We start from the raw sequence: 12,617 nt of genomic DNA on the forward strand, positions 1-12,617 counted from the left end.
AAACTATCCGAATCTCCCACGCAACTATCCGCTTCCTTCAGACGGTTCGTGGAGTCGGGAAAATCGCGCACGGATCAGGTGCGCGCGAACGTTCTTGGAGCGCTTCTATGGAGCATCTTCCCGCTGCGAATATGCTGGTCGGCGCGGCCTGCTTCAACAGCGACACCCTGTTGCTCGAATCGGGCGACCTCAACGAGGTGCGCGAGTGCGTCGGCTCAGTGTTCAAGCCTCACAAGCTCGCGCTGCCGGGCGCTTCACACCAGTTGCCGAGCCGCATGTACCACGCCCGGCACGGTAGCCTGTCGCTTAATCTGCTCCACTATGACGGCGACGTGACGATCGATCCCGAACGTCTCGACAGCTTCTTCCTGTTGCAGATTCCCGTGAGCGGCGGCGCTGAAATCGAATGTGGGGATCGCCGTTTCGATTCGTCGCCGGCCGTTGCATCGCTCGTGTCGCCGACGCTGCCTTTGCGGATGCGCTGGATTCGTTGTCCGCAGGTCGTGCTGCGCATCGAGCGCGAAGCGATCGAGCGCCACTGCGCGCGCCATTTCGGCACTGAAGAGCGCGGAGCGGTGGAGTTCGAGCCTGCATTCGAACTAGCTTCACCATCGGGCATGTGCCTGTTGCCACTGCTTTCGGTGCTGGGGAATGCTTTGAGTGATCCGGGGCACCCGCTGCGTCATCCACTGGCCTACGAGCAGTTCGAGTCGACCTTGCTCAACGCGCTCGTCTATGGTCAGCCCAATACGGCGCGCAGCGGCGCGCGGTCGTCGCGCGGACCGCTTGCGCCGTTCTACGTGAAGCGGGTCGAGGAATACGTCCGCGCGCATCTGCATGAACCCCTGACCATTGAGCGGCTTGCCGAGTTCGCAGGCGTAAGTGCAAGCACGCTGTTTTCCGGCTTCCGCAATTGCCACGGCGTGAGCCCGATGGCCTGGGTGCGTCAGCTGCGTCTTGAGCGTGTGCGCGATGAACTACGTGGCGCGGCGGCTGAACCGATGTCCGTTACAGACGTCGCGCTCAAATGGGGGTTCGCCCACCTGGGCCGGTTCGCAATGGAGTACAAACGGGTGTTTGGCGAATCTCCATCGGTTTCGTTACGAAACCGTTCCGGCTAAGCGAGCGGCGGCGGATAGTCTGCGAAGGCCCTCATATTTAACATAATCTTAATTATCGCATTTTTTGATGGGGTCCGATGCTATAATCGGAACGACTCCGGGCCAGCTCCGCTTGTCGGTTTCCGGTTCCCCCATGATAATTTCCAATCCGGACGCGCTCACCGGCGCCCAACGACTGAACGCATGACCAAAGACCTGGGCTCGCCCGCATGGGCTGAGGATTATCGCCACTGGTTTGCCGAGCTCAAGCAGCGCGTCGAGCGCGCACGGCAGCGCGCCGTGGCCAGCGCAAATCGCGAGCTGGTCACCCTGTACTGGCAGATCGGCCGCGACATTCTCGACAGGCAGCAACAACAAGGCTGGGGGGCCGGCGTTGTCGACCAGCTCGCGCGCGACCTCAAGGCAGCGTTTCCCGACATGCGCGGATTCTCGCCGCGCAACCTCAAGTACATGCGCGCGCTGGCGCAAGCCTTTCCGCAGCCGGAATTTGTGCAACAGCCCGTTGCACAATTACCGTGGTCGCATGTCGTAACCCTGCTCGACAAGCTCGACAACGACGTCCAGCGGCTGTGGTATGCGGAAAAATCGCTCGAGCACGGCTGGTCGCGCAGCGTGCTGACCATGCAGATCGAGGCGGCCGCCCATGTGCGCGCCGGTAATGCGGTCACCAACTTTGCGGAGCGGTTGCCGCCGCCGCAATCCGATCTCGCGCGCGACGCGCTCAAGGATCCATACATCTTCGACTTCCTCGGCCTGACCGAGAACGCCCAGGAGCGCGACATCGAGCGCGCGTTGACCCGGCACATTACACAATTCCTGCTCGAGCTGGGCGCGGGGTTCGCATTCGTCGGACGCCAATACAGGCTGGAAGTCGGCGGCGACGAGTTTTTCATTGACCTGCTTTTCTACCATCTGAAGCTTCGCTGCTATGTCGTCGTTGAGCTGAAAACGACGCCGTTCAAGCCTGAATATGCGGGCCAGCTGAACTTCTACCTCTCGGCCATCGATGCGCAGGTCAAGGCGCCTGAGGACCAGCCGACCATCGGGCTGCTGCTGTGCAAGGAAAAGAACCGGCTCGTGGCGGAATATGCGCTGCGCGGGGTGGCTAACCCGATGGGCGTCGCCGAATATCAGCTTCTGCGCCATGTACCTGAATCGCTGGAAAGCGGTCTGCCATCAATCGACCAGATCGAGGCGGAACTCAGGCCAGATTTGCCCGACGCACAGGGGTAGTGATCGACCCGGCTAATTCAACGATTGCCCGATCGCGGGGTCTGCGACGACGCCCTGGCCTGCCAGGGCGTGCATGCGCCGACCTGACCTGTCTTGTCTTGAGGAGCCATTGCTGCGTCGTCGGATGACGGCGTCGTGGTGACGCGAACGGTCAGCGCTTGCGCGTTCTGCTCCGGCAGTTCGTGCCAGGTGATCTCGATGTCGACCGCCGGCAGGTGAGCGGTCAGCTTCGTTTGGCCTCGTGTCGGTCAGCTCTTTCTCGAAGTCTTCGGTACAAATGTTGTAGGCAGATGTTGAACCTGTTAGCTCCCGCACTTGGGGCACCTTTCCCGGCAATTTTCGCAGCGGTATTGGTAGGTCGGCATGGCACTCCTCCGATATCGATTCAAGGTGCGGATTATCAGTATGACTCGTGGTGTCGCGAACTCAACTTTGCAGTGGACCCGCGCTGATGCGATTCTGGGAGCTTGTCCGGGAGGAACGCGCATGGCGTCCGATCACAACGTGCTCGAAACCCGACTGGTACGCATGCGCGGCCAGGTGCAGGGGATTGGCTACCGCGAAGCGTGCGTGCGGCGCGCGAGAGAGATGGGGATTACCGGCTGGGTGCGTAACCTTATGGACGGCTCGGTGGAGGTATTGGTGCAGGGTTCGCCAAAGCAGCTCGTCGACATGTGCATATGGCTAAGAGAGGGCATGCCCGCCGCCCTCATCGACGAATTCGAGGTAACCGAACTGCCGCCCCCTTTTGCGCGCTTCGACGCCTTCGATCGGTTACCCACGCTGTGACGCCCTCAACTCGGTCGCCTGCGCGGACACAACTGGGGTCGTAGCCGGACGATATGCGGTCGGCCCCTGGCCGGGCGTGTGGGTGCCGCGCTGCAGTCTTCCCGCATGGAGGCCGCGCCCCCCGAGCATCAATCAAATTGAGGTTGAACTGCGCTCCCGACCTGCCGGAGGGCGCCTCGTAGATTTCATCGCGTCGCGTCATCAAAGTCGGCCCAGCTGACCGGCCATCGGATGATGGGCGCACAAGCGCGTAGATGTGAGGGTCCTTCAGTGCTTCGCACTTCTCAATGGATGCGAGTGAGGTTACGAAGGAGCGAATCGCCGTCCTGCGTCACACGAGGTCGCACAACCCCGCCGGCAAGCCTCTCCATGGTGACAAGCTGACGTTCAAGCAACGTATCAAGTTCTTCCCGTTCGGCAATGTGGTCGGCTGAATCCCTGACCAGCATCAATGTCGCAAATTCATGAGCGCTGAGCATTCTTGCCTCCTGATAGCTTGAGTAGGTGCTGTACGGATTGCGTCGGCTAAGGCGCTCGCTTTTGGCGTCGCTTGCCGGTGGTGTCATTCGCTGCAATGGCGCGGGGAGTTGATGGTAGGGGGAACGCAGCGACGCGGCAATCCAGGGGCGTCCCGCATATCGGGCCGATTGGAGCGTGCCGCGCTGCAACGGATGCGGTGGCGATCACACTGGGGCGTGCCGTATCGCTGGCGTGACCAAAAGTCAGACGAGACCATTTCGCGGCGCGGTGGAAGGTTCGGGCGCCCTCATACGCCGACTCGATGAAGGTTTCGGCGCGCCGGAAATTGGGCGGATCGCTGATGGCGTCGTTCGGCCCGTAACCCGTTTCAGCCAGCTTGGATCTTCCGCTACGCGCCCTATACTAGATGTGAGCCGCGCGGAAGCCGGCCCTGAAGCAGCAAAGGACGGGAATCTCCGTTCAATGGGGCGCGGCAGCGGGGCCACGGAAACGCCTGCGTGAACAACGTGGGCGTTTTCTTTGGGCGGTTTTTTAATGAAAAATCACATAAAGACGGAAAACGATCCATCCTCACCTGGAGATACGATTTCGCGCACGTCATCAATCCGTTTGCTGCCTCACCTGCTGCGGTAAAACGTACAAATCGCTCGAATGATCGTCGGTCCTCGTAGAACTGAGCTTGCATGAACTGAACAGAGATCGTTAAGTTCCCGCCGCACCGAACCCGTCCAGCATTCCGCGGCTGTGAAGAAAGTCAGGAGTTCCTCTATTTCGCGATCCGAGATGCGTCGGGCCGCCGGTCGGCCGTCTGGTTTGACCGAAAAATGTACCCATTTCTGGGGCAAGCGAAATTGTCGAGTTGCGGAAGGAAAATTCACACTTTCGCGACACATCGGGGACGCCACCCTGCAATATCCTTCGTGGCAGGCCCGCGAGCGCTAACTTCGAAGACTGAAGAGCCGAAGCAACTCGTCGCGCAATCCGGAAATGTCGAGGACATGCTGTGCGCGGGTCGCGGCCACGTAGAGCAGGCGGAGCTCATCGTCGTCCGGCATCGGGCTGCCGTCAGCCCCGCGCAGCCGGAAGTCGTTCGCAACCTTGACCCGCTTCCATTCGAGGCCCTTGGCACGGTGGACGGTCGATATCACATAGTCGGCGGCGCCTTCCTCCGCCGAGTGCTGCGCCAGGGCCCGGAGATAACCGGTCCCCAGCTCGTCGACGATGCGCACAACCGGCAGCAGGTCCTGACCGAATGCACTGCGCGCAAACGCCTGTGCGTCGCTCCAGGTCTCGAACAGCGAAAACGCCGCCGGGCGGAACGCCCGCTGGCCGGCCAGCAGCCGGTCTGCACCGTCGGCATAGGCGAGGATCTCGGCCGGACTCATCCGGATCGCCGGTCGGCGTCCCGCCTCGAGTCCCGCGGAGAACTGCCAGATAGCCGTGACGTTTTTCCGGCACAGGATCGCGTCGACCGGTGGCGCCAGCGCGGGATCTTCCACCATGATCGAGCCGATGGCTTCCTGTCCCCGGATGGGCGTGCGTTCACCGAGCAGTGCGAGCAGGCGGCTGGCGAGCGCCGCGAACGTGGCGCCAAAACGGAACGACTCCGTGAGCGCACGTTCGGGCGCGTCGATCTGCGCCATCGCATTGACCGCGCCCCGCCACTCGTAGATTTGCTGGTATGGATCACCCACATAGATGATCTGCGCGTGGCTCTGTCGACCGAGGACCGACAGCATGACACCGTCGCTGTCCTGCGCCTCGTCGAACAGGAGGTAATCAGCTTCGATGCGCGGCTTCGAGAACGCCCAGAGCTTCAGGAGCACATCAGGCGAGATGGCACTCGCGGCGCGCGCCGCGGTGCCCTCTTCCCACAGCCGCCCGACGTAAGGCAGCAGGTAGGTGCGCAGTTGCGCGGCCACCGCTTCGTCGATCTTCTCGTCGACGACAATATGCTGAGTCGCCGGCAGGATGTCAGCGGACCGGCAGAACCGGTCCCGACCATCGGCAATCATGCGCCCGATCTCGAACGGGGCAATCTCGACAGCCTTGCCGGTCACTGTGCGCACTCCCAGGGGGCCAAGCCCGTAGCGTGCGGCAAGTTCGTGCGGCGGCTCGCCCTGAAGGCTCACCCGGCTTCTGAGCGACGGGCTGACAGAGGCCCACGCCATCGAATGCATCGTCCGTGCGCCGACGTGAGGTGGAAAGCGCCGCGCTGCACTCGCCGCGATTTCCCGGTTGAACGCGAGGTACATGCCGCGCCGCTGGCCGAAATGCTCGGCCACGAGCTGAAGCGTGGAGGTCTTGCCAGCGCCGGCAAAAGCCTTGATCTTCAGGTCTCCGGTGCTACTCGCCGCCTCGATCACAGCCTGCTGCTCTGCCGTTGGAGTAAAGGTCCTCTTCACGCGATATCCGACCTCATGTGCGTTCGCTCCTGGCGATGTGGGGTCGCTGATTTTCGCATGGCCCACAGCCGGTCGAACGCCCCGGCTCTGGACGCGTCATCGAATCACTGCTGCGTATGACCGTCGGTGACAGCACACCTGGCGGAGCGAAACGCTGAAAGCACCGGTCAAGTCCGAACAAGCTCAAGCCCGTTTTCGGCACACCATTGCCTCAACGCGCTTTCGACAGTGTCGGCTTCAAACGCTTACCAGCGCTCGAGAACGCCTTCGCCCTCCAGCAAATCCTTGAAACGCGCATAAGCCCCTTGCCGCCGGAAAAAGCCTTCGACCTGGCCGTAACGTCCAGGCAACTCCTGTGCGGCAAAGCGCAAGGCGAGACGTCTTCCGAGATCGAGCTCGTTCTTGTGCGGTATCGCAAGGTAGCGATCGGACGTTTCAAGGTCGTCAGGGATCTCCTCGTCGAACGCATCATTCGAATCGGAAGTCCACCAGATCTTGCCCGTCTCGAGCGAGACAAACGCGCTATGTTCCATTGGCGCCGCGTAGCTGACGAAGTCGAACGCCATGGAAAGATCATCGTGCCTGACTGCGACCATGGCTCTACTCCGATAGGGTTGTAACGTTCGATCGGCCAGGTTGGCCGCCCGTATCGCTGTGTCGGCGCAGCGACTCAAAGCTCTTCGCTCGGGTCAGCGATATCGAGCCGGAACTGCCATCCTTCCATGCTCATGAGCATTTGCCCAAGATCGTCCCACGAGACCTCCTTGCCGTCGACCACCACGAGTGGCAGGTGTCCTGCCTGCGAATCGTCCCATTCGATGCGCCCGCGCACCGTGCTGTCAATGATCCGGCGCTTCCGAAAATCGATGTGCCTGACTGACAGCGCGCGGCGCATCTTCTCGACGAGTCGCCCGAGCAGCACGAGCACGTCTTCGTCGGCCTCGCCGATCAGCTGGAACCGGTAGCCGGCGGGACGTTCTCCGCGTAGCTCAAAGGCGTCCAGGGCAATCCGGTCGCCCAGGAGCCGGAGCTGGAAATGGAACTGGTGGGACTCCCCGTGGCAGTCGATCATCCGGATGGGGTCAAGCCGGACGTTCTCGAAATCGGTGAATCCGGTGGACCCAGCAATCCTGGCATTGAAACACAGGGTGCAAAGCAACTCATAGCTGCCGTCGCCGGAGCCGCAATGTATGGTGTCCCAGGGCGGCGTCTCGTTGCCGCATTGTTCGCATCGCTCGTGTGCCATATCGTGCCTGCCGTAACGGTTCTTCCTGCGATCGCTCGGAGGTCGGATTCCGGTTGCCGTCTTCGAGATTGTTCGTCGTCGTTGACGGCGAAAGGCCGCCCAACGAACCCGTAGTCGTACGCGTGGGAACTGGCGAAAGCCATGCTGCCATTTTGACAGGAACTGCGAGCGCCTGCCGGGCTACAGGGCGAGCAGCACCGGACTTGCGTCCAATGTCTTTACACGAAAGCGAAACATCCTTGGACGGGGCCCACCGCATCACCCGCTTCCCTGCAGACGCAGTAGATGTCCTGAATTCCGAGGTCGGCCCCTCTGATGTCAACAATGAAGGAATGCGAATCAAATTTCGATAATTATATTTATGTAAAATAGCCAGCTTCCGCGCTGTGTCGGGCATTTACGCTCGTCCAGCGCGGCAAACGACTTCCCCGCCGACAGGTCTCGACTGAAAAAGAACGAAAGTGCTCGCTTCTCCATATGTTCCGATAGTTCTGGCCTCCAAAATTTCTCACTCGGCTCGGGTTGCCTGTCCGGTTCGGCATTGCTGAATCGGGGAAGCTCCAAGGCATTTGTAACTCCCACGATCCGCTCCTTCGCCGAAGCATAACGTCATCATGAAGCACGGCAATTCACGTTTAGACAGTGCGGTTCGGGTCAAGTCCCCTGAGACAGAGGGCGCTTCGCGCTCAGGTGTGGAAGAACGATATCAGCGAATGGACATGCTTATATATCCACCAAAATGAGATTGATAGGTCCACTTTTAGCGCCGGATGGTCTGCACATTCTCGTGCATTGCGGCTCTGTTTTTGACTGCTATACCTCAGAGCATCGTCCGAACTGGGGTTTGGTCCGGGGCGGTTTGTACGTTGCATCAAAGGCGCTGTCGTCGAAACTGATGTTGAAATTTGCGTGTCTGAAAGTGCCTGATAAATGAACGTCAAAATCCGCTGCATATGGACGTTGGTGCCGCGAGTTGCCGGGGGCTCTCCGCTTTGTTCAGGACGAAACTCGGCCCCTAGTGACAGGACGTTCTATCGGAACAATAGACTCGCGCGCGATCGGGCATTGCCACACCTGCCGCAACTCGATCGCGTCTCCCACCAGAACAAAAATTCCGCCCCCGAGCTCTGCGAGCCGGTTGTTGATTGCCCCCACTCCCTGCGCTGCGTGTCGCACAGCTTCGCGCGCTCCGGATCCATAGTTTCTGGCGGACCGGATATACACGTGAAGCCTCCGCAGCCCTCACTGTTCGCACGTATGACTGCACTTCCACATCGCCGTTACATTTCATTAGGAACATTTCACCCAACTGGAGGACACCCAATGGCTGGCCTAACACCATGAATCCGGCCAGTGCACCGATTGCCGGCTCGACACTCATCAAGAGGCCGAAAGACGACGCAGGCAGACGGCGCAGTGTAGTCATTTCCAGCATACGGCAGCAACGGAACGAGTAGCGCAAGACCGGCAGTCAAGACCAGTTCCTGCGGTGCTACATGCATACCGCTTTGCGCGAATCCGAATGGTACGGCGACAACGGCCGCAAAAATCAGCGAAACAGACAATCCTTCGAGCCCCGCAAACATCGCACCGACTTTTTTCATCAGCAGAATGTAACTACCCCAGCCTATGCCCGCGCCGAACGCGAGTGCCATTCCGAGCGGCTCGCCGATCCAGCCGGCACCATTCCGCGATAACATCAGCACACCCGCTGCCGCGACGAACGGCCAAACGAGCGCGCGCCCACGTCGCGCACCGAAAGTCGCCACGGTAAGCGGACCGAGAAACTCGATGGCAACGTCAAGGGCGAGCGGAATTCGTTCGATCGCTCCGAAGAAGCACAATGTCATGCCAGCCATCGCAAGTCCAAGCGCGCCGGCGGCAAGCCAATGCGCGCGTGAAAATCGGCTAAATGCCGGGCGGGCGACCAAAGTCATGACCAGGGCAGCCCACACAAGGCGCCACGCGGTGACGGAGAGCGAGCCGTAGGCATCCATTGCTTGCCCGGAAAGCGCAGCACCGAACTGTATGCACGACATCGACAACAACGTAAGCAACGTTGCGCTGCCCGACGTATGACTTACCGGGACCACCGGGGGCGTTGATGTCACCCGCCTTGAAGAACAAGCGAGCAGTTTTTCAGACATAATTGAACTCTGCAAATCTCGACGTTGCATCACTTCAGTTGCGTAACAAGCCACCGTCGACAGCGATTCGTGCGCCATTGACGTAACTGGCCCGCTCACTGGCAAGAAATGCAACGACGGCGCCCAGCTCGTCCGCCGTGCCGTAGCGCCTCACCGGAATCTCTGCCTGAGACGCAGCAGCGATCCGCTCGACATTGCGCCCCGTCCGCTTCGCTTCGGCCTCGTCCAGCCCTTGTGTACGGTCCGTCGCAATTCTTCCCGGCATGACTGTATTGACCGTGATGCCGTCGCACGCAACTTCGCCCGCGAGGGTTTTCGCCCAGCCATGAAGACCCGCTCGCAGCGCGTTTGACAACACAAGGCCCGGAATCGGCTCGACGATACTGGTGGAAGCGATAAGAATGATGCGGCCAAATCTGCGGTCACGCATTGACGGGATCAACGCACCGGCGATGCTGATCGACGACACGAGCATCGTCTCGAACTGCGAGCGCCATACCGCCGCTGAAAAATCTGATGCGTCCAGGGGGGGCGGTCCCGCTCCATTCAAGACCACCACGTCAACGTGGCCCATTGCAGACATCGCTGCATGGGGGAGCACTTCGACCTCTGGCGGACTGGACAGGTCACATGCCATCGCGTGGGAACCGAGACTTTTGGCGGCGGCATCCAGTCGCTGACCCGTTCGAGCGACCAATGCGACCGTTGCACCTTCGCCTGCCAGCGCTTTCCCTGCACCAAATCCGAGCCCCGTACTGCCGCCCAGGACCAGTGCGCGCTTGCCCCTCAATCCAAGATCCACGATCTGATTCCTCCAATCATCGACGAGAGGACAGGACAGCTCGTTGAATGAGCCAGTCCAACCACTAGTCGGGTAGAAGCGCACCTGCAACGCGACCGGGAACAGTCTCGCTGCCTGCAATCATGGCGATTCGCTGCCCGGCAAGCACGAAATGGACATGCATCCGTGCGACGAGAATCCCGTTCGACCGCGCCCGGACTTCCACGCGGCGCACAGCGTGACATGGCGTTACCCCTACAATTTCCGCGATCACGGAATCGCGCTCGACGTACTCCCCTAGGCCCACCTGCCAACTGACGATCCCTGACTGCGTCGCCTTCACATGATCGACCGCTTCGAGCGCTGCGATAACCGGCGCAGAGCGTTGCGCAACTGCCGCCCGGTCAACGACCAAACCCTCGATACGCAGGAAGTCGAGCAACGCGTCGGCATCGCCAATCGCCAGTTCATCAGATACATCGCGTTGTCCGCGCAACTCGATAACGGCCGAAAACCCCTGCCGGGATTCACACGGCAGACCGCCTCGTCGCAATGCGAGCCACGTGTCGTGGAATGCCTGGTCGAAAGTGCCGCCGCCGGCATGTTCCTCAAGAAGCAACACCGGAGATTTCAGGCACCTCGCCAGCGCAGTAGCGCGTTCTTCCTGTGCCCAATTGCTGTACACATGGATGATCGCCGTCTTGTCGCAATGCAGGTCGAGCGCCATGTCGTGCGCAAATGCGCGGCATAGAAGCGTCGCTTTCAGGTAGTCGACCGGGTCTGCACCTTTGGTGTCAGGCGCCGCAATCGCCATCAGCCACGCCTTCACTTCGTGGAGCGTTTGGGGGCGATCGCCGGCCTCAATCCGCCGCAGAATCTCCAAACGGGTATCCGGAAAGCGCCGATCGAAGTTGCCGCTTCCCGCGCAATCAAAGCGCCCGGTGAGCGTTCCGCCAATGACCTGCTGCATGCCGATGGGATTCGCCCAGGTCATGACGGCAATACGACCAGTCAGAGCCCCCAGGCGCTCCAGCGTCACGAGGCGTTCGAGCAGATGCTGGATCAGAAGCAGTCCAGGTACCTCGCCGGCGTGCAATGCGGCTTGAACGTAAAGCGAACAGTCGGCGTCTTTCGGCCCGAATGCATATTCACGCAGCGACAGGCTTATCCCCGACGCAGTTCCAGGCAGCGGTATATCCTCTATTTCCATGACTCGGTCTTTACCCGCGATCGGTTAGAACTGCGTGAGAAAGCGCTTAAAAATCGAGCAGTAAATTGCCGGGATCGCGCCCTTCGAGCGCCAAATCTCCCGCGATCAAAGCCGCACGCTGGCCAGGCCGCACAAGCTTTTGCAATTGACGCACGACCATCACGCCGTCAATCGGACTAACGACTGGAATGCGCGAATTGATTCCTTCGCCATCGAGACGGACGATCTCTGCGAACGTCTCTCCAGCCACGATATGCTCTCCGGGCGCGCGTCGATAAACGATCACGCCAGCACACGCGCACCGTACGTGGGCAGCCCCCTGGAGTGGAAATACGTCGGGCGACGCCTTCAAACGTTGGGCATTATCCGCCTCTGGCAAGGACAAGATGCCTTCGGATTCGGCGAAATGAAGCAGACGTTTCGCATCATCGATCGCGAGTTCATCGTTGACGTCCGTCTGGCCACGCAACTCGATCGTCGCCGAGAAGCCGCTCTCGTTCACACCGAATACGCCAGCCTGCTGCAACGCCCCCCACGCGCTCGAGTGCGTCTGATCGAATGCTCCTCCACCGCTCTGGGACGGCTCGAGCAGCACGACCGGTGCTCCGATTTGGCGAGCCAATCTCACAGCCCGCTCACGTTGCAGGGCTGACGCATACACATGAGCGACTGCGTCGGTATCGCAATGCAGATCGAGAACGATGTCGTGTTCTAATGCCAGCCTTGCCAGTTCAAGCTTCATCGCCGCAGTGGGACTCAGATCGTCACGCCCGCCCAGCAAACTGCGGAAATAGTGCTTCCACCCGGATCGATTGAGGCTGCGCGCATCCGCTTCGCGCATACGATTCGCCACGGCTTGATCCAGCAACGGGAAGTTGCGGTTGAAATTTTCCCCATTCTCAAAATCGAATCGCCCAACCACCGGGCCGAACAGTCTTTGTGAAAGACCGATCGGGTTGGCGTACGGCACGACAGTAATACAGCCATGGATCCGGCCGGCGCTATCGAGTACGTGCAGCAACTCGACCAGGTGTTGCAGAACCAGCAGACCGGGATGCTCGTCGGCATGCATGCCCGCATGCAGATACAGGCTGCGCCCGCTATCGGCTTCGCCGAACCGATGCGCCGTCAGATGGAGTGCGACGCCCGGTGCGGGTGATGGGAGAGGAATCTCGATGCGTTGATAGGTCACGTGTTGCCTCCTC

At 60.5% G+C, this 12,617-nt stretch carries 10 protein-coding genes and 1 pseudogene; 3 read left to right on the plus strand and 8 right to left on the minus strand.

Features of this window, described 5'->3' with window-relative positions:
• The first annotated feature begins 107 nt into the window (after positions 1–107).
• From AB4Y40_RS38815 to AB4Y40_RS38825, 3 genes are all read left to right on the plus strand, one after another.
• Positions 108–1,121 (plus strand): AraC family transcriptional regulator, encoded by a 1,014-nt coding sequence (locus tag AB4Y40_RS38815; protein ID WP_368692361.1) that lies wholly within the window; start codon positions 108–110, stop codon positions 1,119–1,121.
• A gap of 183 nt (positions 1,122–1,304) precedes the next feature.
• A complete protein-coding gene (locus AB4Y40_RS38820; RefSeq protein WP_368692362.1) occupies positions 1,305–2,354 on the plus strand; it encodes a YhcG family protein in 1,050 nt (349 codons plus the stop codon).
• Positions 2,355–2,840: 486 nt separating this feature from the next.
• Positions 2,841–3,143 carry an acylphosphatase gene (locus tag AB4Y40_RS38825; protein ID WP_368692363.1) on the plus strand — a complete coding sequence of 101 codons (303 nt, stop codon included), beginning with the start codon at positions 2,841–2,843 and terminating at the stop codon, positions 3,141–3,143.
• Between the two features lie 284 nt (positions 3,144–3,427).
• On the opposite strand, the gene AB4Y40_RS38830 is transcribed toward AB4Y40_RS38825, so the two are convergent.
• From AB4Y40_RS38830 to AB4Y40_RS38865, 8 genes and pseudogenes are all read right to left on the minus strand, one after another.
• Complete coding sequence (locus AB4Y40_RS38830; RefSeq protein WP_368692364.1) at positions 3,428–3,622, minus strand: hypothetical protein; 195 nt, start codon at positions 3,620–3,622, stop codon at positions 3,428–3,430.
• 939 nt (positions 3,623–4,561) lie between these two features.
• Positions 4,562–6,028, minus strand: a complete 1,467-nt coding sequence (locus AB4Y40_RS38835) for a UvrD-helicase domain-containing protein (RefSeq protein ID WP_368692365.1) — start codon at positions 6,026–6,028, stop codon at positions 4,562–4,564.
• Positions 6,029–6,273: 245 nt separating this feature from the next.
• Positions 6,274–6,594, minus strand: coding sequence for a hypothetical protein (locus AB4Y40_RS38840; RefSeq protein ID WP_368692366.1), 321 nt, complete (start codon positions 6,592–6,594; stop codon positions 6,274–6,276).
• 104 nt (positions 6,595–6,698) lie between these two features.
• On the minus strand, positions 6,699–7,274 hold the full coding sequence (locus AB4Y40_RS38845) for a hypothetical protein (protein WP_368692367.1): 576 nt from the start codon (positions 7,272–7,274) through the stop codon (positions 6,699–6,701).
• Positions 7,275–8,562: 1,288 nt separating this feature from the next.
• Positions 8,563–9,421 (minus strand): annotated as a pseudogene (locus tag AB4Y40_RS38850) (DMT family transporter); the annotation flags it as partial.
• A 34-nt stretch (positions 9,422–9,455) separates the two neighbouring features.
• Entirely contained in the window at positions 9,456–10,223 is a 768-nt protein-coding gene (locus tag AB4Y40_RS38855; protein WP_368692368.1) for an SDR family oxidoreductase, read from the minus strand.
• Between the two features lie 64 nt (positions 10,224–10,287).
• Complete coding sequence (locus AB4Y40_RS38860) at positions 10,288–11,412, minus strand: succinylglutamate desuccinylase/aspartoacylase family protein (protein ID WP_368692369.1); 1,125 nt, start codon at positions 11,410–11,412, stop codon at positions 10,288–10,290.
• A gap of 46 nt (positions 11,413–11,458) precedes the next feature.
• Positions 11,459–12,604, minus strand: coding sequence for a succinylglutamate desuccinylase/aspartoacylase family protein (locus AB4Y40_RS38865; protein WP_368692370.1), 1,146 nt, complete (start codon positions 12,602–12,604; stop codon positions 11,459–11,461).
• Between the last annotated feature and the right edge of the window lie 13 nt (positions 12,605–12,617).

Origin of the sequence: Paraburkholderia sp. EG287B, from assembly GCF_040965595.1 — a bacterium.
In the GTDB taxonomy this organism is placed as follows: Bacteria; Pseudomonadota; Gammaproteobacteria; order Burkholderiales; family Burkholderiaceae; genus Paraburkholderia.

What these genes read in the sequence shown, in the direction of transcription:
- AB4Y40_RS38815 (WP_368692361.1), top strand. Translation starts at nt 108, where the DNA reads ATGGAGCATCTTCCCGCTGCGAATATGCTGGTCGGCGCGGCCTGCTTC.
- AB4Y40_RS38820 (WP_368692362.1), top strand. Translation starts at nt 1,305, where the DNA reads ATGACCAAAGACCTGGGCTCGCCCGCATGGGCTGAGGATTATCGCCAC.
- AB4Y40_RS38825 (WP_368692363.1), top strand. Translation starts at nt 2,841, where the DNA reads ATGGCGTCCGATCACAACGTGCTCGAAACCCGACTGGTACGCATGCGC.
- AB4Y40_RS38830 (WP_368692364.1), bottom strand. Translation starts at nt 3,622, where the DNA reads ATGCTCAGCGCTCATGAATTTGCGACATTGATGCTGGTCAGGGATTCA.
- AB4Y40_RS38840 (WP_368692366.1), bottom strand. Translation starts at nt 6,594, where the DNA reads ATGGCGTTCGACTTCGTCAGCTACGCGGCGCCAATGGAACATAGCGCG.
- AB4Y40_RS38845 (WP_368692367.1), bottom strand. Translation starts at nt 7,274, where the DNA reads ATGGCACACGAGCGATGCGAACAATGCGGCAACGAGACGCCGCCCTGG.
- AB4Y40_RS38860 (WP_368692369.1), bottom strand. Translation starts at nt 11,412, where the DNA reads ATGGAAATAGAGGATATACCGCTGCCTGGAACTGCGTCGGGGATAAGC.